Source organism: Providencia sp. PROV_01, assembly GCF_053098325.1.
Genome location: NZ_JBRFKD010000002.1, coordinates 3,248,503 through 3,272,611 on the forward strand (window position 1 = coordinate 3,248,503; position 24,109 = coordinate 3,272,611).

At 38.2% G+C, this 24,109-nt stretch carries 26 protein-coding genes and 2 pseudogenes; 14 read left to right on the top strand and 14 right to left on the bottom strand.

Features of this window, described 5'->3' with window-relative positions; translation table 11 throughout:
- Positions 1-89: 89 nt before the first annotated feature.
- The 7 genes from ACU696_RS15935 to flhD form a co-directional block, all read right to left on the bottom strand.
- Positions 90-1,775, bottom strand: a complete 1,686-nt coding sequence (locus tag ACU696_RS15935; protein WP_109911153.1) for a methyl-accepting chemotaxis protein — start codon at positions 1,773-1,775, stop codon at positions 90-92.
- 104 nt (positions 1,776-1,879) lie between these two features.
- On the bottom strand, positions 1,880-2,377 hold the full coding sequence (gene cheW / locus ACU696_RS15940; RefSeq protein WP_004909833.1) for a chemotaxis protein CheW: 498 nt from the start codon (positions 2,375-2,377) through the stop codon (positions 1,880-1,882).
- Positions 2,378-2,393: 16 nt separating this feature from the next.
- On the bottom strand, positions 2,394-4,463 hold the full coding sequence (gene cheA / locus ACU696_RS15945) for a chemotaxis protein CheA (RefSeq protein ID WP_196718658.1): 2,070 nt from the start codon (positions 4,461-4,463) through the stop codon (positions 2,394-2,396).
- 103 nt (positions 4,464-4,566) lie between these two features.
- Positions 4,567-5,484, bottom strand: a complete 918-nt coding sequence (gene motB / locus ACU696_RS15950; RefSeq protein WP_004909832.1) for a flagellar motor protein MotB — start codon at positions 5,482-5,484, stop codon at positions 4,567-4,569.
- Between the two features lie 7 nt (positions 5,485-5,491).
- A complete protein-coding gene (gene motA, locus ACU696_RS15955) occupies positions 5,492-6,379 on the bottom strand; it encodes a flagellar motor stator protein MotA (protein WP_004909829.1) in 888 nt (295 codons plus the stop codon).
- A gap of 97 nt (positions 6,380-6,476) precedes the next feature.
- Positions 6,477-7,067, bottom strand: a complete 591-nt coding sequence (gene flhC / locus ACU696_RS15960) for a flagellar transcriptional regulator FlhC (protein WP_004909826.1) — start codon at positions 7,065-7,067, stop codon at positions 6,477-6,479.
- Positions 7,064-7,414 (bottom strand): flagellar transcriptional regulator FlhD, encoded by a 351-nt coding sequence (flhD, locus tag ACU696_RS15965; protein ID WP_004909823.1) that lies wholly within the window; start codon positions 7,412-7,414, stop codon positions 7,064-7,066. Before flhD ends, flhC begins: the two co-directional genes overlap by 4 nt.
- Before the next feature lie 1,647 nt (positions 7,415-9,061).
- Between flhD and ACU696_RS15970 the strand changes: the two genes are divergently transcribed.
- The 3 genes and pseudogenes from ACU696_RS15970 to ACU696_RS15980 all read left to right on the top strand — a co-directional run.
- Complete coding sequence (locus ACU696_RS15970; RefSeq protein ID WP_004909821.1) at positions 9,062-9,514, top strand: hypothetical protein; 453 nt, start codon at positions 9,062-9,064, stop codon at positions 9,512-9,514.
- Positions 9,515-9,996: 482 nt separating this feature from the next.
- The gene (locus ACU696_RS15975; RefSeq protein ID WP_245211114.1) at positions 9,997-10,992 is read left to right on the top strand and encodes an acetyltransferase; all 996 of its coding nucleotides are present in this window, start codon (positions 9,997-9,999) and stop codon (positions 10,990-10,992) included.
- Between the two features lie 116 nt (positions 10,993-11,108).
- A pseudogene (locus ACU696_RS15980) lies at positions 11,109-11,303 on the top strand (integrase); the annotation flags it as partial.
- A gap of 185 nt (positions 11,304-11,488) precedes the next feature.
- Here ACU696_RS15980 and ACU696_RS15985 read toward each other — a convergent pair.
- The 3 genes from ACU696_RS15985 to ACU696_RS15995 are packed head-to-tail and all read right to left on the bottom strand — an operon-like array spanning position 11,489 to position 14,026.
- Complete coding sequence (locus ACU696_RS15985) at positions 11,489-12,511, bottom strand: phage integrase (protein ID WP_272665216.1); 1,023 nt, start codon at positions 12,509-12,511, stop codon at positions 11,489-11,491.
- Positions 12,511-13,434: a hypothetical protein gene (locus tag ACU696_RS15990; RefSeq protein ID WP_272665217.1), complete on the bottom strand. Its 924-nt coding sequence runs from the start codon at positions 13,432-13,434 to the stop codon at positions 12,511-12,513. The genes ACU696_RS15985 and ACU696_RS15990 overlap by 1 nt, the downstream gene beginning before the upstream one ends.
- Position 13,435: 1 nt before the next feature.
- The gene (locus tag ACU696_RS15995; RefSeq protein ID WP_272665218.1) at positions 13,436-14,026 is read right to left on the bottom strand and encodes a phage repressor protein CI; all 591 of its coding nucleotides are present in this window, start codon (positions 14,024-14,026) and stop codon (positions 13,436-13,438) included.
- Positions 14,027-14,172: 146 nt separating this feature from the next.
- Between ACU696_RS15995 and ACU696_RS16000 the strand changes: the two genes are divergently transcribed.
- The 6 genes from ACU696_RS16000 to ACU696_RS16025 all read left to right on the top strand — a co-directional run bounded on the left by ACU696_RS16000 (position 14,173) and on the right by ACU696_RS16025 (position 16,083).
- A complete protein-coding gene (locus ACU696_RS16000; protein WP_272661892.1) occupies positions 14,173-14,397 on the top strand; it encodes a helix-turn-helix transcriptional regulator in 225 nt (74 codons plus the stop codon).
- Positions 14,398-14,426: 29 nt separating this feature from the next.
- Positions 14,427-14,936, top strand: a complete 510-nt coding sequence (locus ACU696_RS16005) for a phage regulatory CII family protein (protein WP_272665219.1) — start codon at positions 14,427-14,429, stop codon at positions 14,934-14,936.
- Between the two features lie 7 nt (positions 14,937-14,943).
- A complete protein-coding gene (locus tag ACU696_RS16010) occupies positions 14,944-15,204 on the top strand; it encodes a hypothetical protein (protein ID WP_447343182.1) in 261 nt (86 codons plus the stop codon).
- A gap of 10 nt (positions 15,205-15,214) precedes the next feature.
- Entirely contained in the window at positions 15,215-15,370 is a 156-nt protein-coding gene (locus ACU696_RS16015) for a hypothetical protein (RefSeq protein WP_447343183.1), read from the top strand.
- Between the two features lie 9 nt (positions 15,371-15,379).
- On the top strand, positions 15,380-15,730 hold the full coding sequence (locus ACU696_RS16020; protein ID WP_447343184.1) for a DUF5347 family protein: 351 nt from the start codon (positions 15,380-15,382) through the stop codon (positions 15,728-15,730).
- Between the two features lie 71 nt (positions 15,731-15,801).
- The gene (locus tag ACU696_RS16025) at positions 15,802-16,083 is read left to right on the top strand and encodes a DUF2732 family protein (protein WP_447343185.1); all 282 of its coding nucleotides are present in this window, start codon (positions 15,802-15,804) and stop codon (positions 16,081-16,083) included.
- A gap of 15 nt (positions 16,084-16,098) precedes the next feature.
- On the opposite strand, the gene ACU696_RS16030 is transcribed toward ACU696_RS16025, so the two are convergent.
- The gene (locus ACU696_RS16030; protein WP_096864694.1) at positions 16,099-16,371 is read right to left on the bottom strand and encodes a hypothetical protein; all 273 of its coding nucleotides are present in this window, start codon (positions 16,369-16,371) and stop codon (positions 16,099-16,101) included.
- A 101-nt stretch (positions 16,372-16,472) separates the two neighbouring features.
- On the opposite strand from ACU696_RS16030, the gene ACU696_RS16035 reads away from it, so the two are divergent.
- From ACU696_RS16035 to ACU696_RS16050, 4 genes and pseudogenes are all read left to right on the top strand, one after another.
- Positions 16,473-18,602, top strand: a complete 2,130-nt coding sequence (locus tag ACU696_RS16035; RefSeq protein ID WP_447343186.1) for a replication endonuclease — start codon at positions 16,473-16,475, stop codon at positions 18,600-18,602.
- A gap of 1 nt (position 18,603) precedes the next feature.
- Complete coding sequence (locus tag ACU696_RS16040; protein ID WP_447343187.1) at positions 18,604-19,305, top strand: terminase large subunit domain-containing protein; 702 nt, start codon at positions 18,604-18,606, stop codon at positions 19,303-19,305.
- A gap of 13 nt (positions 19,306-19,318) precedes the next feature.
- A pseudogene (locus tag ACU696_RS16045) lies at positions 19,319-19,690 on the top strand (hypothetical protein).
- Positions 19,691-19,810: 120 nt separating this feature from the next.
- The gene (locus ACU696_RS16050) at positions 19,811-20,032 is read left to right on the top strand and encodes a hypothetical protein (RefSeq protein ID WP_096864691.1); all 222 of its coding nucleotides are present in this window, start codon (positions 19,811-19,813) and stop codon (positions 20,030-20,032) included.
- Here ACU696_RS16050 and ACU696_RS16055 read toward each other — a convergent pair.
- The 3 genes from ACU696_RS16055 to ACU696_RS16065 are packed head-to-tail and all read right to left on the bottom strand — an operon-like array spanning position 20,018 to position 23,153.
- Positions 20,018-20,335, bottom strand: coding sequence for an ogr/Delta-like zinc finger family protein (locus ACU696_RS16055; protein WP_141395919.1), 318 nt, complete (start codon positions 20,333-20,335; stop codon positions 20,018-20,020). The genes ACU696_RS16050 and ACU696_RS16055 overlap by 15 nt on opposite strands.
- Positions 20,335-21,366, bottom strand: a complete 1,032-nt coding sequence (locus tag ACU696_RS16060) for a phage portal protein (RefSeq protein WP_109911720.1) — start codon at positions 21,364-21,366, stop codon at positions 20,335-20,337. Before ACU696_RS16060 ends, ACU696_RS16055 begins: the two co-directional genes overlap by 1 nt.
- Complete coding sequence (locus tag ACU696_RS16065; RefSeq protein WP_447343188.1) at positions 21,366-23,153, bottom strand: terminase large subunit domain-containing protein; 1,788 nt, start codon at positions 23,151-23,153, stop codon at positions 21,366-21,368. Before ACU696_RS16065 ends, ACU696_RS16060 begins: the two co-directional genes overlap by 1 nt.
- A gap of 161 nt (positions 23,154-23,314) precedes the next feature.
- Here ACU696_RS16065 and ACU696_RS16070 point away from each other — a divergent pair, with 161 nt between their 5' ends.
- Positions 23,315-24,109, top strand: a complete 795-nt coding sequence (locus ACU696_RS16070; RefSeq protein WP_272671140.1) for a GPO family capsid scaffolding protein — start codon at positions 23,315-23,317, stop codon at positions 24,107-24,109.

Sequence of the window (24,109 nt, forward strand, 5' to 3'; positions counted from 1 at the left end):
GAACTGAACCTCTGAAACATTGCCTTGTTTTCTAATGCACAGAAACGCTGCAAAACCAAAGCCTTGCAGCGAAAGACTGAGCTTAACCGTTAGAAAGTTTCCCAATTGTCATCATCTTTATGTTCTTTCGATGACAGTTTTGTCAGATCCGGCGTTTTAACGATATTTGAAACCGTTCTTGCTGCCGGCTGAATATTGCGTATTTCGCTTTGTTTTAATGGTGGTAAACGGAAGATGGAAATCAATTGCGACAGTTTTGCCACTTGTTCTTCCAATACATTGGCTGCAACCGCAGACTGCTCAACCAGCGACGCATTTTGCTGTGTAACCTTATCCATTTCTGCAACAGCGATGCTGACCTGTGCAATTCCTTTACTTTGCTCGTCTGATGCAGTTGCAATGTGCGTCATAATGTCAGTGACACGTGTGACAGACTCGACAATCTTGGTCATTGTTTCGCCCGCATCTTCTGCTTGGCGAGCGCCTGTCCCAGTTCTTGACACTGAATCTTCAATTAACGTTTTAATCTCTTTAGCCGCATCAGCACTGCGTTGTGCTAAATTACGCACTTCATCAGCCACCACAGCAAAACCACGACCATGCTCACCTGCTCGCGCCGCTTCAACCGCTGCGTTTAGCGCTAAGATGTTGGTTTGGAAGGCGATGCTATCGATAACCGCAGTAATATCAGAGATTTTCTGTGAGCTATCGGCAATGTTCAGCATGGTACTGACCACATTCGATACCACTTTGCCACCCTCTTTTGCTATCACTGAAGCTTGGTTTGCAAATTCACTCGCTTGGTGGGCGTATTCCGTATTTTGTTTTACGGTTGCAGTCAGCTCACTCATACTGGCTGAGGTTTCTTCTAAGCAAGCAACTTGCTGCTCAGTTCGTGCAGATAAGTCATTGTTACCTGCTGCAATTTCGGTTGTACCTTGGTAAATAGTTTCGCTACCATCTAGCACACCACGAACGGTATTAATCAATTCCTGCTGCATATGTTGAACACCATTGGCCAACTCACCAATTTCATTCTTGGCAATTGTTGTCACATTCGGTGTTAAATCGCCTGAAGCAAAGACTTTAATACGCTCAATTAAGATACCGAGTGGTTCAATAATGCCTTTACGAACATAGCGATAACTAAAGAAGCCAATTAAGGCGAGTAAGATAAATAGCGTCACCAACATATATAAAGATTGGCGATAGTTATTATCTGCGTTAACGACTTCGGCTTGAAAATCTGCTGAGATATCCGCAAAATAAGCGTTAAATTGCTCTTCAAATTTTACTTGGTGCCCTGAGGTTCTGTGTGCATAAAAGCCTTCAAGGTCACCTTTTTCAGCGAATTCACCTAGCTTGATTAACGCATCACGATAGGTTTCATAGGTGCTAAATAGTTTTTCAAATTTGGCCTTATCATAATCCGAACTTTGCATCAGCTTGTTATAACGTGCATAGGCATCATCCGCTGATTTAAAGTTACGTTTAGCGGCTTTAATCAAATCTTCTGTCGTTGCATCGTCTTGAATTTTACGACCTTCAAGTAAATAGGCATTGATAGAGCGGTTTAAGTTAGCTCGAGCTTGTAACAAATTGACCCAGCTTTCCGTTAATACTTGTCTTTGGCGTTGTAATGAATTCAAATAACTGATGCTGTCGCTGTTATCGCCCAGTTTGGTAAACATCAACCCACTGGATACCAGTTGCAGCAAAATAAAGATAAAAATGACGGACAAAAGTCCCGATACGATTTTAATTCGACTGTACATGACGTTTTACTAACATAATTTTGTTGTATTTTGGATATCGGTCATCCAACCAAAAACTTTAGTTAATGACTTATTATTATTTGAACAATTATTGGGGCTGAGAATTACTCAGCCATGCTGTCAATCAGCGCCATTTCATCGCTTGTTAATAATTTTTCGATATCGACTAAAATCAACATACGGTCGTTTAATGTTCCGAGCCCTGTCAGATATTGTGTTGATAATGTCACGGCAAAATCAGGTGGTGGTGCAATTTGTTCTTCATTCAAGACCAGTACATCCGAAACTCCATCGACGACAATACCAACGACGCGATCTTTTAAATTCACTACGATAACGACCGTGTTATCGTTATACACCACGTTTTCATGGGAGAATTTCACCCGTAAATCAATAATCGGAATGATGACCCCACGTAAGTTAGTCACTCCTTTGATAAAATCAGGGGTATTCGCGATACGAGTCACTTGTTCGTAACCACGAATTTCCTGCACTTTTAAGATCTCAATGCCATACTCTTCTTCACCCAAGGTAAAAATGAGGTAGCCTTCGCCGTTTTTTTCTTCTTCGTGTTTATTTAAATCATCATCTAACATAGACATGGTGTATGGCCTCTATTTAGTGCACGACAGGTTGAGAAACCTGCTGTTTCTTTTTAATCAAAATGCTGTTATTCATTTTTTGTAGTTCAGCCACATCTAAAATCAATGCAACAGAACCATCACCCATAATCGTTGCTGCGGAAATACCGGGGATCTTGCGATAATTACTTTCAATGTTTTTCACCACCACTTGCTGCTGCCCAACTAATTTGTCGACCAACAATGCAAAACGATGACCTGCATTCTGAATAATCAGCACAATACTGTTATCTAAATTTCGTTCGGCTTCTTCGATGGAAAATACGTGGTGTAATTCAACAAGCGGTAGATATTCACCTCGCACAAGCAGCATTTTTTCCTCTCCAGCCAAGCGATAAATATCCTCTTGTCGAGGCTGCAACGTGCTGATAATTGCACTCAATGGCACGATAAAGACATCTTCCGCTACTTTCACCGACATCCCATCCAAAATAGCTAAAGTGAGCGGTAATAAGATGCGGATAATGGTGCCTTTGCCTTCGGTAAAACCGATTTGAATACGACCGCCCATGTCTTGGATATTTCTTTTCACCACATCCATTCCAACACCGCGTCCCGAAACGTCTGTCACTACCTCTGCGGTTGAAAATCCTGGAGCCATAATCAGCATCGCAACTTCATCATTGCTCATACCATCATGCACGTTCATGCCTTGTGACTTCGCTTTTGCCAAAATACGTTCACGGTTTAGCCCTGCGCCATCATCACGAACTTCAATGCAAATATTGCCACTTTGATGTGCTGCCGCTAAGGTCAATGTGCCAGCTTCTGGCTTACCATTTGCCACGCGAACTTCTGGCTTTTCAATCCCATGGTCGAGGCTATTACGAACAAGGTGATTCAGGGGATCGACGATGCGCTCAATCAAGCTTTTATCGAGTTCAGTTGAACTTCCTTCCACTTTCAGCTCGATTTTTTTACCTAATTTCGATGCTATATCCCGTACCATGCGTGGGAAACGACTAAATACGTAATCCATTGGCATCATGCGAATTGACATAACGGATTCTTGCAAGGCACGAGAATTACGCTCCAACTGTACGATTGAGCTTAATAAATCACTGTATTCATTTTGATCGACATGCTGACTATGTTGGGTCAGCATTGATTGAATAATGACCAACTCCCCGACTAAGTTGATCAACTGGTCAACTTTCTCTACAGCCACACGAATACTGCTCGAATCCCCTTTCGGTTTAGCGATTGCAGGTTTTTTCGATGTATTTGCAGGCGCAGCTACCGCTGGTGAAACAGTTACAGGTTTTGCTTCTTTCTCCGGCTCAGGAATCTTAATTTCGATTGTGCCATCGGAGCCATCCGTGATGACTTCTTCAGGAGATAAGGCGAGGCAATCCGCAAATGATACGACTTGGTGAGCAATCTGTGATTCATCCACCACAAAACATAATACGCCACTAATATCATCAATATCAGTGTTTGTACCAAGCCATGCTTGCAAACTATTTGCTGTTTTTTCAGTATGATACAAGTGCCCAAATAAACTGAGCTCATCTGCCAGTAAATCAACTTCATTTTCTTTGAGCTGATTTAACGAGATCATAAAGTAGTGTGAATATTCACCTTGCTCTGCGGGAGCTTCTTCAACAACCGCAACATCAACTTTAGTCTCAGGTAACGCAGCCGTTGTTTCAGTGACCTCTTCTGCTCTATTTTCAACCCGGCTAAGCACCTCACAAATGCGCTTAAAGGTCTCTTCATCCGGCAAAGAATCATTTTTATAGGCATCTAACTGTGATGCCATGACATCCTTAGCATCAAGAAAAACATCAATAATGTCAGGTGTGAGTGTTAACTCATCATGACGCGCCTTATCTAAAAGGTTTTCCAATGTATGAGTCGTATTCTGCAACTGAGTGAAACCAAAGGTTGCAGCCCCTCCTTTTATTGAATGGGCACTGCGGAAGATGGCATTTAGCTGCTCGCTATCCGGGTCAAAAGGATCAAGCTCAAGTAAATGTTGTTCCATATCCCTGAGCAACTCATCAGCTTCATCGAAAAATGTTTGATAAAACTCGGTAATATCCATGGTTTTTATCCAATTTCGCTTAAGTTTCACTTAACGCTGACTGCCGGACATTCCGGCAGGCAACTAAACATGTTATGTAATAAATTCAAATAACAGCAATTCATCACGGTATTTTCACCGCAGCGACAACACCCACGGACGTTTCTGGTGTGGGCTTTTGCGGTTTATTCAGCACATCATTGATCGGCTTCGCGCCATCATATTCACGGAGGATCTGCTTTGTTTCTTCATCATTTAAAACAATGATACTTATCCGGCGGTTGATCGGAGCAAAGCCATCATCTTTGTCTAAATGAATAGCTGATGCCATTCCAACCACGCGTAAGACTTTATTTTCATCCATTCCACCGCGAATCAATTCACGGCGTGAAGCATTCGCGCGATCAGATGAAAGCTCCCAGTTGCTGTAATTGGCTCCGTTGGCATAAGCAAGATCATCAGTATGACCGGAGATACTAATTCGATTGGGAACATCATTAAGAAGTGGTGCTATTGCTCGCAAAATATCACGCATATACGGTTCAACCATTGCCGAACCAACTTTAAACATTGGGCGATTTTCACTGTCTACAATTTGAATTCGCAGCCCATCGTTGATCATATCAATCAGTAAATGTGGTTTTAATTCATTCAAACGTGGGTCTTTTAAAATGGCCTGCTCAAGTGACTCTTTTAATTTTTCAAAACGATAGTTTGCATTTCCATCAATAATATTATTAGGTTCTGGCATCACATCCCCATCACGGAAAATAGGGTCTTTACCACCACCTGGAATAGGGTTTGTGGCATCTCCACTTTTACTTCCTGGGTTGATAGCTGTACTTAAGGGAGTACGAAAATACTCGGCAATTTGAGTTAATTCTTGAGGACTTGAAATTGAGATTAGCCACATCACTAAAAAAAATGCCATCATCGCCGTCATAAAATCGGCATAAGCAATTTTCCATGAACCGCCATGCCCGTTTTGCTGATGCGAACTGCGTTTTTTAACCCGAATAACATGCGGTGTATTGGCTGCCATCCGTTAGTTACTCCTCAGTTGTTTCTTGTGAGCGGGCACCAACTTTCACTTCTCGAACTTTATCTTCAAGTTCAACAAATGAAGGCCTATCTGCACTGAATAACACCTTGCGGCCAAATTCCACTGCAATTTGAGGGGCATAGCCTTGCAATGCTGAAAGGAAAGTCACTTTAATGCATTCCATCATTTTCAATTGCTCACTACTGCGTAGTCTTATTAGTGCAGCCAAAGGTAAAATGAAGCCATAAGCCACTAAAATACCTAGAAATGTTCCCACCATAGCATGAGCAATTAAAGCACCCAATTCACCAGCAGGACGATCCGCTGAGCCCAAGGCATTTACGACACCCAAAACGGCCGCAACGATCCCAAATGCAGGCATAGAGTCACCGACCATATTTAACCCCGAAGCCGGTACTTCATTTTCTTGGCGAAAAGTTTCTAACTCTTCGTCCATTAATGCTTCAATTTCATGGCTTTGTAAGTTACTGCTTACCATCAAACGTAAGTAGTCCACGATGAACATCATGGTGGATTCGTCTTTTAAAATACGGGGATACTGGGAAAAAATTTCACTTTCACTTGGGTTATCAATATCTTTTTCAAGTGCAAGTAACCCTTGCTGGCGTGATTTATTAAGTAATTGAAATAACAACGCCATTAAGTCCATTGACATTGTTTTATTGTAAGAGGAACGACGAAAGAGTTTTGGTAATACTTTACACAAGGCGACGATGGATTTGCCACTGTTACCAACAACAAAGGCACCTAAACCTGCACCTAAAATAATAACAAATTCAGCAGGTTGATAAAGCGCACCCAAATGGCCACCGACCATTAAGTATCCGCCTATAACCGCAACTGTAACAATGATATACCCGATGAGTATTAACACAATATTCCCTTTCACTCCGTTGGTTAACAGATGGCAGTCAAAGGGAATATTAGGAGTGACAGGCAAAAACCTTTGCCTGTTAACCAAATCAATCCAATTACATTACCGCTTTAGTAATGCCATCCTGTCGATATACCGTAATATCGGCTAGATGCTCGGAAAGTTTACGTTTTTTTATTGCACGTGATGGCGGTTGGCATAAACTACAAGTAAAGCTATTTTCAGGAATATGTGCGTAAGTAATAAAAGAACCATGGCAACAGCTACATTGTGAACTTTGTAACATGCCACTTTCCACAAAACGGACTAATGTCCAAGCGCGTGTTAAAGCTAACAAAGGCTCCTCACCAGGTTCTGGAATGCACTGTTCAAGGTATAACCTGTAGGCTTTTAATATGGCATCCACACCACGACATTGACCACTTTTAAGTAAAAATTGATAAGCATTATAGAACATGGATGAATGAATATTCTGTTCCCACGTCATAAACCAATCTGTAGAAAAAGGTAGCATGCCTTTTGGTGGTGGGCAGCCTCTTAGCTCTTTATATAAACGAACTAAACGACCACGACTAATTTGAGTTTCACTTTCTAACATTTGAAGGCGAGCGCCTAAAGAGATTAGTTCCATGGCTAATCGAATATCATTCGCTTCTTGGACTATACTTTTTTCAGCTGCGGTACTCATCTTTTTCTCGCTATTTCTGTGTCGCCCTCATTATGCGTTTGCAATAATCGGGTCGAAAGTAAGATACCTGTATGAATTTGTTGCAATTCATCAACTCTTGAATCACGGGTTAGCTTTTCAATTGTGTCACTATTATCAAATCTAAACTGGCAGATTAGCTGGTTTGTCTCTGCTAATTTGACTAATTGAGGGAGTGTAAGGTCTGCTAAAGTAGTTGCCATTGCATCAGAGATACCTAAACGAAACATCGCAGAGGCTTTCTCTTGGGAGATGAGTTTTTGGGCTAATAGCAAATATGAGAGGTTAATATCGTATATATGCTTCAGAAAATCTGTCGTCGAGCTCATTTTTTTTCCTTTCCGAAAATTATCAACATCTGTGCGATCTGTGTGCAAAAAGAACAAATATAAATTTGAAAGTATTGTGTAATCAAATTATTAAATTTAAAAAGTAATTAAATTGGGTAAATACAATTCCATTAATTTTCCCATGTCATCCATTCAAAAGTACCCAATTTGGAGTATAAACACACAAATTTCCAAACTTAAATTAAAGATATTTCCTGAATACCTACAACAATAAAGAATGACTAAAAAATTAGCGGTTCCCGTAAAAATCAGAAATGGCTGATGTCATTATTAGTCGCTAATTATTATGCACCACTAAATTAACTATTCAAGGTACTTATGTTTCTTTTTATACCAATGGGATGATTACCCCTTAATTCATTAAATAATCTTCATTATCTCTTTATCTTCTATTACTTTATCCTAAATATCCACAACATTTTTAGTCACCTTAAGCAAAATGGCAGGATTTTAATCAAAGCATTCACTCTTTACATGTGATTACCAAGCGAAAAAAACCAAGCACAACATCAAAAACAACATATTGATCCAAATCAATTTTTAGTATTAAGAAACTGAGTTACCCATGTCTGTAATAAGCCGTTATCGGCACTATTGGAATAAAACTTAATCATTAATTTTCAATAAGTTTAATCTACATTACAACCATCGTTCAAAATTATTCAATCGTAGTTATCATACAAACTCTCACTATATTGTCATACATATTAAGTATCCACCCTCAATTCTCATTAGATTAATTAAACAATGATTATAATGTCATCATCTCGTAATATTAATAAAATTAATAAAATTTAAATAAATTACCAATAATAAAAAACTATTTAGCTTAAATACTTTTACTGGTTATTTTTGTTTTTTTAATATTTTAAGTAATCACTTTGTTATTAATTCATTAAAGTAATTTTTTTTGATTAATTAATATTTGTTTTTTTATATAAAGTAGCTGAGATTTCATTTTTTTTAATAAAAAGATCAACCTACGTTAACCAATCACTTTTGTGTTAAGGGTGAAAAATGAAGGTTTCAATTAAGAACATTCCATTTTCTATATATTTTTCATATCACTTTTAAAACATTCGATTGGCACTTAAAATAAAAACGACTAAGCGTATTATTACATGTCTTCATGCTTATCCGTTCTAGCTGTTTTCACGCAATGACAACAAATTTGATTAACCAAGGTTATAGTAACCTTTGATTACTATATACTTTTATTTTAACAAAATACCCTAATCATCATCCTAACTTAAGTAAAATTGCTTAATCCAATAATGAAGGAATAGAAAAAAATGACTTTTAGTTAAAATAATTCAGTGAGAAGCTTGCTTATAAAACAAACAAATTTATTGTGCTTTTTATGAGCAAAAATATTCTCCAATTTGCGACAGTCTTCACACTTGTTTTCTTTGTTTCTCAATAATTTCCGAATAAAACGATACTCTCATTGATATATTTATGTTAAGAAGATCACATTAATATTGCTTACAATGCTCTCTAAGTCGTATGTAGGATCAATATAGACAAAATGATGAAAAAATGACAAGGCCAGTGAAGTGATAAACTTGTTTTCCTCATGCACCAATGCAACACTGAGCACACTAAAATATAATTTTAAGGAAAAGCATGTTCAATTATCAAGCAACTGTAGACTTCATTGAGGAAGAAAACGTATATGAAATCAACTTTAGTGATTTTTCTGGGCTACAGGGCGTTAGCTATTGTAAAGAAGATGTTGAGTTAGAAGCCCAAGAAATTTTGCTCGCTTCTTTTGCTGAACTAATTGAACTCAGAAAACCTATTCCATTAGCAACACAAACAAAAAGTGAAGCAACCTTTACTGTTTATTTACCCATAATCTGCTGCTTAAAAATTGCCTTGCATAACGCGATTCTCAATTCTGCAACACAACGCATCGACCTCGCTCGCAGGCTGAACATCAATGCACAACAGATAGAACGCTTACTCGATATTCATTACGCATCTAAAATTGAACTTTTAGAGCAGGCTTTATATATATTAGGCGTTGAAGCTTCAATTACAATCACCCAAAAATTGGTTGATAACAGCATGAACTGATCATCATTGATAAGAATAGCGCCGAAATAGCCTGAAACACCTTTATTTACCTATACTGATTGTTAGGCGTTGATGAAATGGCAGAGACTTGAGTTAATTTTATTTTCCTCATGTCTCAAACCCTGTAATTGCAATCACTTCTTAGGTACATTCCATATTAAAAAATAGTCTCTTTAAATTGTTCGCAATTCAACCAAATCATACTTTTCCACCCCAATACAGATTCCTTGGGGTGTCTATCACGTTTCATGTCTTAAGCATCTGTGATTTTTATCGTACTCTTAAATGATGAATAAAGGATATTGTAGCCTTATATCCGGTTACTAAATCATGAATTAACTCGAATTAAGAGTAACATTTAACTTAATAAGACTCATCAATATTTGACGTATTACCTTCCCTTTCATAATCCCTAAAATAATTTATTTTAAATAAAAATCTCAATGAGGTACAATAAGTGAGTTTTTATATAGGGTATATGTATGAAAAATGAAAATCACTTAATCTCGAATATAAAAGATAATAACCAACCATACTGGCCTACACTAAAGCTTATATTGAGTTCATTAATTGTTTTTAATTTTTATTTAAATTTAGTTGATAAGAACAAATATGCGTTGCTTATTAATACTTTTGAATTAACATTAATCCCTATGTTTGTATTTATAGTTGCATTTATAACAAAAAATACAACATGGAAAGGGTTACAATCTCATCTTCTTCCTGCTGTTATCATTTATTTTACGTTCCAAACAATCGATATGCTCCCACTTTATTTCACCGGTGAGTTAACTTTAAGAACCTATTTACTTTCTCCTCAGTACGGAGTTTGGTTTTTCTTAGCAACGCCTATCTGGCAAGCTATTTTTTTATTATTACCGAAAAGCTTTAAATTAAATAAATTCTACCTCTCTATAACTTTAATATTATCATTGATAATTTCTTATATAACAAAAACTTACCTTATGTCATTTTCTAGTTTCTTCTCAATTATTCTATATTTTCCATTTTTTGTCATCGCTTATTTTATTAATAATAAAAGTATATCTTCGTTAAGAAAAAAACCTACCATGGTAATTTTTTGTATTACAATTTCAGCTATTTTATTCCTTCATTATCGAGATGCTTTCTTAAGTGAAATGCTCAGCGGTATCAACTCCTATTTATTCTTCAACGAATTTATTATTCATATTTTAAATTTTTCTATAAGTCTAGTGTTAGGGTCAAGCATTATTTACTTTGCCTTATCAACTGATAAATATGCGAAAACATCAAACAATGCTTTAGGTGTTTATTTAATCCACCCAATTATTTGTTTTATTATATTACAAACATTAGTTTTTTTAGGTATAGAGCTTAATTTATTATTAATAATAACATTTACTCTACTAACCATTTGTATAGCACTTTTATTAGCATCAATTCCAATTATTCATTGGTTTATAGATCCTATTTTTTACTCTAATAAATTGAAATAATGAGGTAAAAGCCTAACTCATAAACAATCAATGCTATTTGAATACTAATTAAAACAGATAAAAAATCACCTCAGCAGGTTAGTTTGAAACGCTGTTTAAATTCCTTGCAATCCTAGTTAGTTCAATCCGGCGTCCCGCTGTCTGATCTTCAAGAAATGGGCGGCTAGGAAAGTATTGAGATGGTTCTGCGATATGCTCACTGAGCACCAGATCACTTAGCCAAACATGCTAAGCAAATTGATGCAATATTTAATGCTTGCGTCCCAAATACGTCCCATACAGTCAGTATAGGTTCCGCAGCATGCTCATAACTCATTGAAAATCTTGGTGGGTTGTGGGGGGCTCGAACCCCCGACCTAATGATTAAGAGTAATGTACCTTACATTTATAAAACAATAACTTACTGAAATATAAATAATTTCAGTATCAAATAGAAATAAATAGCATCAATGATTGATTACCTAGAGGGACACAAAAGGGGCAATAATTTTACTAGCTAGGGCATTGTAACAAGTGGATTTAATCGCAAAGCTTCATCTAAATGGTCAGGGGCAAAGTGTGCATAACGCATTGTCATTTTGATATCAGTATGACCAAGTATGCGCTGTAAGACTAAAATATTGCCACCGTTCATCATAAAGTGGCTGGCAAATGTATGTCTCAATACGTGGGTTGATTGTCCATCAGGTAATTCAATGCCAGTGCGTTTTAAAGCACTACCAAAAGCAGAATAGCAAGAAGTAAACAAAGCCCCTCTTTTGTTTCCTGCTGTCAGTAGTTCGTATAACTCTTCACTGATTGGAACCGTTCTATTGCGCTTGCCTTTAGTTTTGTTATACGTAATTCGGTAAGGTGTAACATTGGACGCTTTCAAGCTTTCAGCTTCTGACCACCTAGACCCTGTTGATAAGCAAATTTTAACGACTGTTAGTAAATGCTTATTTGAACTGTTCGCGCACTCTTCAAGTAATAACTTAATTTCATCATGAGTCAGAAAAGCCATTTCTGATTCGTCAGTTCTAAACGGCCTAATGCTTTGTAAAGGGTTCCCGTGTTTCCAAGTTCCCATTCTTGATAGTTCATTGAACATGGCGCGAAACCATGCAAGCTCAATATTCATGGTTCGAGTTGAAACTTGCTTATATTTTTCAGTACGGTAAATTTTGCCAGACATGCGCTTTTCACGATATGAAGAAAACATTTGCGCATTAAATTCAGTGGCTAATGGGTCACCCATTGCTTCACAGGCAAAAGTCATCCCGGTTAAACGCTGCTCACCATCATTCAAAGTTATCCCGTGCGCTTCATACCACGAAATAACAAGCTCAATAAGTTTGCGTCGGTCTTCTTTATTATTCAACCAAGGTTGGTTGTCGGTGTTGTCTAAAATATAACGTTCATAGGCTATCGCTTCACCTTTGGTGGTGAATGTTTTTCGAATGCGCTTACCCTTCCCGTTTTTCTTCCCTTCAGGATAAAAATCTAAACGCCAGCGACCATCGAGTTGTTTTTTTAACATTAAACATCCAGTTCAGTAGCTATAATTCTTCTTAATTTATCCTCAGTATTTCTAACTCTAATCATTCGACCAGCTCTTGGGGTGAAATAGATAAAATCATCATCAATCTTTTTCACTGTACCCAATCTTCTTACTGAATTTGAGTATTCATAGTTATAAATATCTAACCCATGATTTATTATTGCATATAATGATAAGTTAAGTTTATTATTATCCCCTTCAGAATAATTGATGGTGAATTTGTTTAATTCCGAATCCAAACGGGTTGGGCTAGCCTTTCTATAAACATCATTTGATAATGACTCTAACTTATCATTCATTCCCATTAACATTTTAAAAAACATAGATTCTTCTGAGTTTAATGCTTTATAATCTATTTTAGCTGGCTCTATTTCCAATAGTTTCACTATTGAATTAACATCACTTTCCGGTGCATTTTCTGTTTCAATTAACATGCTAGTAATATTAGCTATATCTACGGTTGTTTCATCTATTCTTAACGTTGGAGAATATGTAATATAACGAAATGCTGATATATCAAATGGAGCTCTTTCTTTTCCATCAGTGATTAAAATAGTTTTTTTATTGAATGCTTGTCTTAATCCTAACTCGTAAAAAACATTTGCATTCTTGGTAGTTAAATCACATATCGCCATATCACATTTAACAATATTCTGTAAAATATCAAACATTATTAAATGTGACGCTTTACTATCATCAGCCCTAATTGCTTTATACCCAGCATTTTTACACGCTGGTTTTATTAAATACTCATAAACACGATTGAAATGACCTTTTGGATAATCAGGGTGATCCGCAATAGGCATTATAACAAAACAGGTTTTTTCATCTGTTACTACTTTTTCTACAGACTCATTTGCTTTAGGTTTTTTTTCTTTATTTTCTTTTTTAGATTCGCTCATATCAATAATCCTTAATTTCTTTTATAACCCTGCCAAGTATTGTTAGGTCTTTTAAATCACAATCAAAAGCCATGCCAACGCCAGAAACTCGAACGCGTTGGATTGGAATGCGAGTTAACTCACGAACACTGATTTTTCCTTCAATATCTACGAGCCATTTGCCATCAAAAATATCACCAAAGGATTTATCAATTAAATAGTAATCCCTGTCAATTTGTACACAAATTGGCTCTATTGGCATTGGCTTATTAGCTGAAAACATAACTTTATCAAACATTACAGTGCTTGCTCTTTGTAGCTCACCGTTTAGTTCTTTGAAGTTAGTTAGCTTCAATATATCAACTCGTTCGTTATCAAATGGATTGCCAGTTCCCCAAACTAACCATTCAAGATTAGCTCCTGTTTCATGCATACACCTGACAACCATATCAGCAGGAAAAATATTTCTTTTATACCGTCCTGAAATTGCACTAGCTCCCATGTTGAAATGTTCAGCTAATGTCATTTTTGAAGTAAAACCATAGGCTTCCATGATTCTATCTAAGACAACTCCGCTGTTTTCACATGATACAAAATCAAATGAGTCATTCATTTTCTTTCCCGTAAACTTTACACAATGCAAAATAAAGCCGGCTTAATGTTGACACTTCACATAAAGTGAAGTAAATTTCCCATTAAGCAAAGCGCCAAATAACACTAAGCAATACCAAATAGCACACTAATAGGAGATTTTGCCTTATGCGCCCAAACATTACAATAACCATTCCAGACCCATACGTCACAGTTAGTGAGTATTCTAAGCGTACTGGTTTATCTAAAAGCTCTGTACGCAATATGATTGCTGATGGACGCCTACCTATTCGCAAAAAGGATAAAGGTTTAAAGCAAGGTACAGTTTTTATTAATCTTGCTGCAATCACTGTTGAATCACTGTCAGAATGTAATGTTTCGCTTCAAGCGTAAGTATTATTCGCTTTAGGAGAAAAAATACTATGTTTGATTATCAGGCTTCCAAACAATCACACTTTGATAATGCGTGTCGTGCTTTTGCGATTACTCACAAAGGTGACCTTGTTCAGATAGCGGAAGCAATCGGCATGAATGCACAAATGTTGCGTAACAAGTTAAACCCTGAACAGCCGCACCAATTAACATCAAGTGATTTAGTTAAAATTACGGATGCGACAGAAGATGCCACGTTGTTAGATGGTTTATTAGAGCAGCTTCAATGCCAGCCGTCTGTACCTTTGAATAATGCAAGTGAAGGAAATTTCCCTGCACATATTCTAAATGCAACGGCAGAGGTCGGAAAGTTAGCAAGCCAAGTGGTTTTAGGTGGTCATATTAATAATGCCCGTTCCGCTGAAATTAAACAGAGCGTAAATAATGCGATCCGTTGTTTAGCATTAGTTGGTGTGACAATTTCAGCCCGTTTACATTCATCCCCTGCGTTTGTATCAGCGATTGATACCATTGTGGGATTCAGTCAAGCAATGGTGTGAGGTAATTATGTGCAATAAAAAAAGTGATTTAGAAAAGTTAGCTGAAATGACAGGAAAAAACATTTTAATAACACCATCACAAGAAAAGCTTAAAGGTGATGTTTTTAAAAGAGTATCAGAAAAAGCAACATTGAAAAAAGAACTTTTAAATCAAATTTTTTATTCAATGAATATATGTTCATTAGATATTGGTGCAGTTTATGAAGTACTTAATGATGTTCGTAACGAGTTTGATTACGGACTAGGTAATGATGAAGTTCCATTCTGAGGAATAAGAAATGACTCAAGCACATAAACAGCAGTACAAATATAAAGTCACTGGCGACTCATTTAAACATTTAGAAGAAATCAACGTAAACAAAAAAGATGGTTTATTAAAATATATTGTTCCTGTTATTTTGTTTGCGACTATTTATTTAATTTCTAGAATATAGGTGATTACTATGCAACAGAACCCAGCAATACTTGAGCAACGTTACATGCCAATGTCTATAGGCCAGCGTGTACACGGTATCAATAAAGTATGTGAAGTTAAATCTAAAACGTCGGGATTAGAGAATAAAGAATTAAAATCATTTATAAAAGAAATGCGTGACCGTTTTAATGAAGACCATGCAAATAATAAAAAGCTTTTAGCTATTATATTTTTTATGGCTGAAATTGATAAATCTAGACATGGTTGTCAATATGAAGATTTCACTTCAAAAGAAATATTTAAGATTGTTGAAGCCATTAATTATCTTAAAGGCTCATGTCCATTATTACCAAAAAATTTAACCTTACCACTTAATTAAATAATACCCAATTAAATAAATGACGTTAGCACGTCAGGGATTTTTACACTCTAAATTTAGGAATTAAATAAATGAATATACCAGAACCAACATTCACACCCGTATTAGATGCCACTTCAAATGATGCAATTTTAATTGATGTCTGTATCAATTGGAATCGTAACGATGAACGCAAGGTTTGCAATGACCGTTACGCATCACGCCTACGTAAGCTTCAAATGTATGTGCTGCAAGAAAAGCCAGATTATGCGGCAATCAGCCAGTTATTAGAAAGTGAAATTAGTCATATTGAAAATCAGGAAACATCCAATCGATACGTTGAAAAGTATATGGTCAAAAATGAGCAGTTCTAAAACTGCTCTTAATAATCATTTAAATGTGAATTGGCTGTCGTACTTACCCGGACTTAAATTATCGGCAAACAAATCCGTTAAGCCTAATGCAGCCAATTTATCAACTAAGCTAAGGTATGAGGACATTCCATATGTTGTTATCACTCTATAGATTTCTCCATTTTCATTTTCAATTGCAACCACCATCGGCCCTCCTCCTAATTCATTTTTTGATACCTTTTTAGCTATTTTGGAGATTTTTTCCTCAAGTTGACTTCGCTTGATGTTATCAATGTATGAATCGTCCATGGTAACTCCTCTATGAGTTTTAGAAAAATACTGAATATGCTGAATCATTATCACAGATATACCAACAAAAAAGAATTAACTAAACATCACGGACTAACAAAATGAGCTCGAACCAAGAACACAATAGCGACGTATATATTTCAATACGTCGCCAACAAGAAGAAAACAAGCCAGAGTTGCCGAAATCAGCGACTCTGGCTGAACGCATTATGTGGGATGCTAATAAAGATGATGCTGAGTGGCGTCATGAAATTATTTCTCATGTCCCCGATTTCCTATCAATTTACTTTGCCACTAAATACGCACGCCTTTTTAATCAAAAGGGTCGTCGTCGTGCCAATGAATTTTTGCGCAAAACCGCTAAAAATGTATTGCCACGATTCGAACGTGTCATGAAACAGTATGAGTTTAAACATCGTGTTTCAGGTGATAGGCCATTCCCCTTTATTGAGCAACTAGAAAATGTTGCGCAGTTAGATAGAACGGTTATCAAAACTTTAGCAAATGAAATTGCCAGTTTTATGAGTGATAACTATGAAGCTGCAACAAAGCAATACGCCAACAGCGATCCAAAAGATGAGTATGAAGCCCGTCAGCGTCTTGATAAAACTTACGCTTTCATTGCTAAGTTAACATTACAGTCAGGTACCCAACCGCCATATTGGCTGCAATTCATTAAAGGCAGAATTAAACCAAATGAAGATAAACTTTGCGCGGCATTACTTCGCATGTTTGATGCTGCTTGGTGGTATCGTCGCTTAAAGCGTTTATGTGACCTTAAACGTGAGCACCTTGCTATCGCGATTGGTCAAGTTCAAAAATCCGCATCCCCTTATGTTTCAAAAACAACCTTGCATCGCTGGGTAGAGCAAAAGCGGTCAAATTGGCAATTTCTTAAAGACTTTGAATTAGAAGACGAAGACGGCAACCGAACCGAACTTACAAAAATGGTTTTAGGTAGTATTGCAAACCCAGCCGTTCGTCGTTGCGAGCTAATGGCGCGTATGCGCGGGTTTGAAGACCTCGCCAAGGAAATGGGCTGTGATGGTGAATTTTACACAATGACAGCTCCATCAAAATACCATTCAGCCTATCAAGCAGGCGGATTTGTTGATAATTGGAACGGATGTGATCCAAGAGCAACTCAAAAGTATCTATGTAAAACGTGGGCGAAAATACGCGCAGCTTATAGCCGTGCAGGTATCCGTGTTTTTGGTTTTCGTGTTACTGAGCCGCACCACGACGGTACACCGCACTGGCATATGTTGCTGTTTGTTATGCCTGAACATAAAAAACAATTGCGTTCTATTTTTAGTCACTATGCACGTTTAGAAGATAGAGACGAACTTACTACACCTAAAGCATTAAGAGCCCGTTTTCACGTTGAGCCTATCGACGAACGTAAAGGCAGTGCAACAGGCTATATCGCTAAATACATTTCAAAAAATATCGACGGTTACGCAATGGACGATGAAGTCGATAAGGAATCAGGCCAGAAGTGCAAAGACATGGCGCGTGCGGTTTCCGCTTGGGCTTCACATTGGAAAATTCGCCAGTTTCAACAAATAGGCGGTGCGCCTGTGTCGGTATGGCGTGAACTACGCCGCATGGGGGATGATACCGAAGCATCAACAGGTTTGGATGTTGAATTTGCCGAAGTCCACAAAGCAGCAGATACCAGCAACTGGAGCGAATATACCAAGTTGCAAGGTGGTGCATTTGTTCGTCGTGCCGACCTTATCGCCCGTCTTTGGTATGAGCGTGAGGAAAAGACCAACACATATGGTGAGCCCGTCGATTGTATCAAAGGGGTTTACTGTACTTTGGTGGGGAACGACTCCCCAATTATCACACGTATTAAGAACTGGCAGATTGTGCCGAAGTTAGCCGAAGCGACAGCGGAGGCTGGTTTTGATGGCGCGATTAGCGCCCCTTGGAGTTCTGTCAATAACTGTACGCAGGCACGGAGGACGATTAAAACTAAAGAAACGGTTGTTCCCGATATTGTGAGAAAAGCTAAGGAAATTGGCATTACTTTAGACCCTGAAAAAGACAAATTTATGATCCATTCTCTCGCTAGAGGGGCTATTTATACAGAGAACGGGCAAAGCGTGAGGTTTCATGCGAATGGCCATATTCAAAAAATCGTATTTAAGTCAGATAAAGTTAAAAAATCACTGGCTCGGTGTGAACAAGCCATGTCTAGAATTCAATCACTCATAGGAAACTAATATGACAACTAAAATTGCTGTAGAGGAAATAAATATCACAAGTGAATTGTTATTTAGTCTGCAAAAAGAGCAGATGAATTTTTTGCCGTGGCAGTGTCGATGGTATCAAACACGATTCGTGAAAGGTCGTTCTTTAAGAAAAGGTCGGCAAATAGGCGCTGATTACTACTTTTTATTTGAAGCTTTACAGGATGCCTGTTTAACAGGCCGCAATAAAATATTTTTTGGTTCTGTACCAGTAAATTATTTATTAAAGCATGCAATGATGAAAGAGGCTGAGATTGCCCATAATTACATATTTAGATTAAGTAACGGTGCAAGTATTTATATTTTTAATCCCGATTATTTACCCAAAACCACATTTGGTGGGTTGTCAGGGGATGTCTATATTTCTGAATGGTCATGGATTAATAACTTACCTGACATTATTGAGTTGGCTCGTTCAATTTCGATGCATGTTAAATGGCGAGTCACTTTATATACGTTTCGTTCCACAAAAGATATTCGTAGTTGTTATAACAATAGTTGGATATATAAGGAATTACTAGGAAATGATTACTATCAAGATACTGTCCAAAACTCAGAATATGAAATTGGAAGCTTATGTTTGCTGAATGAAAAAACTGTCAATCAGTGTGATTCATTCGGAATGATTGAAAAAGATGCTCAAGAAATGATTTTTTGTTGTTTTAACGATAACTAAGGGAGTAGAGCACATGGCAAAAACAGCAGCAGAACGGAAAGCGGAACAGCGTAAACGACAAAAAGACAGTGGCGAAATCAAATTTGAGTTGATGGTCGATAGCCAAGAATTGGACATGTTGAAAAAAAATTGTGCTATTCGTCGACCAGGGCGGGAGCCTTACGAAATGAATGAATACATTCAACTATTAATTCGCCAAGATACTGCGCGACTAAGTGATAAAATTCGCTAGTTATCAAAATCAACCTGTAAAAGATGCGGTGAGCAATTACCTGTTAGTCAGTGTTGCTTATCAGGTGCGGCTGATTGTTGGAATACAAACGGCTGGCATGATTTGAAGTTGGATAATATTGCTGTGACATGTCACAAAGCAGATAGTTTATAAATGAATCACATAACCCTGTAATTCAAAAGAAATTTTAATTATTTCTGATTTACAGGGTTTCCCAATGACTTTATTTATGTATACTGTACAAATATCCAGTATACAAATGGGAATTTGAATATGAGCGATTTATTACAGGAATCGGTAGCGTTTGAGCGCATTAGTGTTATTGCAAAGCTGGGGAGTTTAGAGGGTTGCAACCATTATGAGCGTCAAGTTGTACTCACACTGATTACTGAACTTGCAGACGGTGCAAGGGAAGAAATAGCAAAAAAGAGCAATCAAAAAATTAGGCTGCTAAATAGCAGCCCTGATGTAAATCAGCAATCATGCACCCTTTGAGGTTAATAACCCTAGCGCCAGTTGGCGCTGTTCGGGGTTAAATTTTTCAATCATGGATTGAATCAAATCATCTGAGTGGGCGCTAGGGCTGATTGTGTGACTAAACGTTAGATTTAAAACATAGGTGTGACCGCATTCAACATCATTACAGGCGCAATAAAGGTCTGAAATTTCACGATGTTTACGATTCGATTTGCGAATTGTCGCGCGTTGGCCGCAAATGGGGCAGAATATTTTTAATACTCGCACGTTCCAGACCTCCGATTGTTGATAACGTCTTAATTTTACCCTATTTTTAGACATTATTCATTTTCCTTAATGATATTTTGACGGAAATTTAATTTCAAAGACTCATTTCTACCGATTTCACTATTAACCGCATTCATAAATAAATTTTGTACGGGGATAACTTCATCTTGTCGATAGGCTTCTCTTGCTTTTAAGGGGTCACCTAAGCCGCCAGAGCCTAAGCCGGGAATGATGCCAGCAAGGCCAGCGGGGAAGCGGTGAGCATTCAAGATATCTTGCGCACTAATACTTTTCACATTGCTAAACTCATCGTTTGCAGAGATATCCCCAACGGGAATAAATTTGATGCCGTCCGGGTCGCCATTCGGCACACTCACAAACATGGTTTCAAAATTACCAATTCCCTTGCTTTGGCTGAGTTTTTGGATAATTTGTTCTTCTACTTCGTCGGTCATATTCGGGTCATTACAGTAAATCATCCCGCCCGTGTGTGCCCCGTTATGGTAATAACGACGACGAAATATAGTGGCTTCACTATTCAATAAAGCTGCATGAATACCGCCGATGTAGTCCGGTAAGCCGTAAACTTGCTGTTGTGGGTCATACATCTTGATATAAATGATTTCATCAGGGGTATAAACTAGCGGCTCACCTTCTTGTAAAATAACAAAATCACCGTCTTTACGCCTACGCAAGTAAAGTGAGGGTAAAACCTCCAGTCCGATGATTTCCCCCCAACCGTTACGCACTTTTAAAATGGCCACATCACCAAATAAAAAGTAATTAAAGACAGCCGCTTTTAATTGCTCGTGGGTTAGGCCACCGCCAATATAATCACTGGTGACCATATTATGGCGGGCATAGAGAACGCCCCCATGTTGGCCATTTAAATTCACCAATTGCGCCAGTGCTTCACGGTCGATTGGTGGTGTCCAATGGTCAAAATCATTGTCATACCAGATATTTTTATAATCAGTATGCGTCGTTAAAATAGGTGTTGGCTTGCCCAGTGTGATGCTAAATCCTTTAGAGGGGGCTTTAGCGGGTTGCGCCATTTGTTTACGTGAATTCCGTTTCTTTTTCATTATGCAGCCTTTGGTAATATATATTTAGATTTGCGCTTTTTATCCGTGTTAAGCGGCTCTTTAATTACTGCGTGAGACGTTGCCCAGAAAACATCCGCGTGGCCTGTTTCTTGTGTTCTATCTGCGACGAATGTCATTGCGCCACCTTTACCTGTAGTTGTGTGACGGATGCATAAAAATGACGCGGGGATTTCTTTCTGATCCATATCCCATTCAATGCGTTCTTCGTCGACAATATCTATCATTTTCATCACAAGTTGCGTTTTCATTTGCAGACTATAAAGAATGGGCTGTGTAATACGTGGCGCAAAATCTTGCACCATTTCATACACGGATTGACCTATCCCTGTGGTATCGATGCCAATGTGTGTGAAACGATATTTCTTGGTTAAATCTTCAATCAATTTTGCTTGATGTCGCCAGCTAAACCCTTGCCAATAAAATGTTGCCAATACCCGAAATACTTCGGGTGCCATCATGGGGGGTGCAACGATAACAAACGTTGATGTGTCGCCAGAGCGTGCAGGGTCATACCCGCCCCACACTTCGCGATTGCCAAATGGGCGCGGGTCGTTGGGTTTATGGTCTTCCCATAAATTTACATCAACGCCACATTTTTCTAGCTGGTCATATTTAAAAACGGATGCGCCACTGTCGATAAATACGCACATATACAACATGTTGAATGTATCAGGGTTGTAGCGTTGTCGTAGCTTATCAATGGACGCCAAGTTAAAGCCGCCTTTAATCGCATCTTCAAGGGTAATAACATAGCGCCATTGCCCATCAGGGCAATCACGCCCACCGTCGCACATTTCTTTTTCACTGGGAAACTCAATTTTTTTACGCTTTGGATCATTGCCGCGCCATTCATCACCAATCCAAAATTTATAACCTGCATGCGTTTTAGAACTCGGTGTTGATAAATAAGTAGTACGCCATTTGTCGTGCGTCGCCATTGCTGATGCAACATCATTTAAGCGTTTAAAATCAGGTACCCACAAATATTCATCACAATATAAGTGACCGCTATAAGATTGCGCTGTGTTTTTATTGGTGGATAAAAAGCGTAATTCAGCCCCATTACTTAAACGAATTGGGTTACCTGTTAATGTCACCCCAAAAAATTTCTCTGCAATATTGACAATATAAGACCGGAAAACTTCGGCTTGTGGTCGTGATGCTGATAGAAATATCTGTGGGTCACCCGTTAAACAAGCATTTTCAAAAGCTTCAAAAGCAAAGTACCATGTCGCCCCGATTTGACGACTTTTTAAAATATTACGAATGGATTTTGTAATATTAATACGTAAATGCTTTTGATAACCAAACAGCATTTCATCAGCAAAGCGTTGGAAATCTTCTGGTGTCAGGCTAGAAATGTCATTTTTACGATAACGTTTCTTTTTCTTCGGTTCGCCAGTATCGTCAGAGACATAATCCCCCCGACCTTGCATATCCGAAACTTGTGATTTTAACGCTGCCATTTTTTCAGCGTGCTTATTCGCTTGCGCCATTAATTTAACGTGGCTAGCAATCAAGCGGTCTAACTCATCTAATTCAAGCTCCGTTTTTTTGGTTCGCTCGCTTAATAAAACAATGCGACGGTTAATTGCTTCAATCACACTCTCATGACTGAGCATATCCGCCCAATTCCATTTTTCTGCCCAATAGTAAACAATCCGACGATTAGGCAGGCTCAATTCCTCCGCGATTTCCGCTGGAGTATAGCGTCGCAAATATAACGATTTTGCGACCTGTATTTTTGCATCCGTGTATTTAGCCATAGTAGATGCATTGTGCCCCGACCTTTAAACGCTGGCATTAAGCGGCTTTCGGCAAAGCATTTATAACCGAATCGAACTTGTCGCCAGTGAAAAAAATGTGGGCAATACTGAGCACCTAACGAAATGGAAGCAATAAACCCAAGGACGGGAGCAACATGTAAATGTCGCAATTAAGAACAACATGGTTATGTATCGCGACAGAGGGTGACACCGTAGACGGCAGAGTCATTGAAAGGCAAGACCTGTTAGATGCGGCAGAGCTCTACGATTATAAATTATATGCGGCACTAATTTGGCCGGAACATAATCACGATGCAGAACCAATGGGCGAAGTGCTTGAGGTCATGCTTGAAGAAAATGAGCATGGTGAATTACAGCTTCTCGCCATTATCAGGCCATTTGTCAGCTTATTAATCGCAAATGCCGAGGATAAATACCTGTTTACCTCCATAGAATTAACGCCTGACGGTAATTTTAGAGGGACAGGTAAATCGTATCTTGAAGGGCTGGCTGTTACTAATGAGCCTGCCAGTGTTGGAACCACAAGGCTACATTTCAGCCGAAAAAAACGAAAGGACAAGGACATGTCAACAAAGTCTAAGAAAACAAGCTGGCGTAAGTTGTTTAATATTGCTGAGCCAGAAGCGACACCGCCAGAGGAAACGGTTGACGGTGATAAGTTACAGAAACTAGCGGAAGCATTAGCCGCTGCCGAAGAAGAAATTAAACTGTTAAAAGAACAGCTTGCATCTACTCAGCAGGAAGTGGAAGACGTTCAAGACGACGTCGACACGGTAAAAGAAGTGGTAGACACGGAAGAATTCGCACGTTTGCGCGAGAACCTACCACAAATCGTTAAAAACTTTGGAAAGTTAGACGAAAAAGTCACTAAGTTGCCAAAAAATAACCCTAAAGGCGAAGATAAAGAACGCAAAAAAGGCTTCGAATATCTTTAA

Excerpts from the sequence above, each read along its gene's own strand:
- ACU696_RS15935 (WP_109911153.1), bottom strand. The coding sequence starts at position 1,775 with ATGTACAGTCGAATTAAAATCGTATCGGGACTTTTGTCCGTCATTTTT.
- cheW (WP_004909833.1), bottom strand. The coding sequence starts at position 2,377 with ATGTCTATGTTAGATGATGATTTAAATAAACACGAAGAAGAAAAAAAC.
- cheA (WP_196718658.1), bottom strand. The coding sequence starts at position 4,463 with ATGGATATTACCGAGTTTTATCAAACATTTTTCGATGAAGCTGATGAG.
- motB (WP_004909832.1), bottom strand. The coding sequence starts at position 5,484 with ATGGCAGCCAATACACCGCATGTTATTCGGGTTAAAAAACGCAGTTCG.
- flhC (WP_004909826.1), bottom strand. The coding sequence starts at position 7,067 with ATGAGTACCGCAGCTGAAAAAAGTATAGTCCAAGAAGCGAATGATATT.
- flhD (WP_004909823.1), bottom strand. The coding sequence starts at position 7,414 with ATGAGCTCGACGACAGATTTTCTGAAGCATATATACGATATTAACCTC.
- ACU696_RS15970 (WP_004909821.1), top strand. The coding sequence starts at position 9,062 with ATGTTCAATTATCAAGCAACTGTAGACTTCATTGAGGAAGAAAACGTA.
- ACU696_RS15975 (WP_245211114.1), top strand. The coding sequence starts at position 9,997 with ATGAAAAATGAAAATCACTTAATCTCGAATATAAAAGATAATAACCAA.
- ACU696_RS15985 (WP_272665216.1), bottom strand. The coding sequence starts at position 12,511 with ATGTTAAAAAAACAACTCGATGGTCGCTGGCGTTTAGATTTTTATCCT.
- ACU696_RS15990 (WP_272665217.1), bottom strand. The coding sequence starts at position 13,434 with ATGAGCGAATCTAAAAAAGAAAATAAAGAAAAAAAACCTAAAGCAAAT.
- ACU696_RS15995 (WP_272665218.1), bottom strand. The coding sequence starts at position 14,026 with ATGAATGACTCATTTGATTTTGTATCATGTGAAAACAGCGGAGTTGTC.
- ACU696_RS16000 (WP_272661892.1), top strand. The coding sequence starts at position 14,173 with ATGCGCCCAAACATTACAATAACCATTCCAGACCCATACGTCACAGTT.
- ACU696_RS16005 (WP_272665219.1), top strand. The coding sequence starts at position 14,427 with ATGTTTGATTATCAGGCTTCCAAACAATCACACTTTGATAATGCGTGT.
- ACU696_RS16010 (WP_447343182.1), top strand. The coding sequence starts at position 14,944 with ATGTGCAATAAAAAAAGTGATTTAGAAAAGTTAGCTGAAATGACAGGA.
- ACU696_RS16015 (WP_447343183.1), top strand. The coding sequence starts at position 15,215 with ATGACTCAAGCACATAAACAGCAGTACAAATATAAAGTCACTGGCGAC.
- ACU696_RS16020 (WP_447343184.1), top strand. The coding sequence starts at position 15,380 with ATGCAACAGAACCCAGCAATACTTGAGCAACGTTACATGCCAATGTCT.
- ACU696_RS16025 (WP_447343185.1), top strand. The coding sequence starts at position 15,802 with ATGAATATACCAGAACCAACATTCACACCCGTATTAGATGCCACTTCA.
- ACU696_RS16030 (WP_096864694.1), bottom strand. The coding sequence starts at position 16,371 with ATGGACGATTCATACATTGATAACATCAAGCGAAGTCAACTTGAGGAA.
- ACU696_RS16035 (WP_447343186.1), top strand. The coding sequence starts at position 16,473 with ATGAGCTCGAACCAAGAACACAATAGCGACGTATATATTTCAATACGT.
- ACU696_RS16040 (WP_447343187.1), top strand. The coding sequence starts at position 18,604 with ATGACAACTAAAATTGCTGTAGAGGAAATAAATATCACAAGTGAATTG.
- ACU696_RS16050 (WP_096864691.1), top strand. The coding sequence starts at position 19,811 with ATGAGCGATTTATTACAGGAATCGGTAGCGTTTGAGCGCATTAGTGTT.
- ACU696_RS16055 (WP_141395919.1), bottom strand. The coding sequence starts at position 20,335 with ATGTCTAAAAATAGGGTAAAATTAAGACGTTATCAACAATCGGAGGTC.
- ACU696_RS16060 (WP_109911720.1), bottom strand. The coding sequence starts at position 21,366 with ATGAAAAAGAAACGGAATTCACGTAAACAAATGGCGCAACCCGCTAAA.
- ACU696_RS16065 (WP_447343188.1), bottom strand. The coding sequence starts at position 23,153 with ATGGCTAAATACACGGATGCAAAAATACAGGTCGCAAAATCGTTATAT.
- ACU696_RS16070 (WP_272671140.1), top strand. The coding sequence starts at position 23,315 with ATGTCGCAATTAAGAACAACATGGTTATGTATCGCGACAGAGGGTGAC.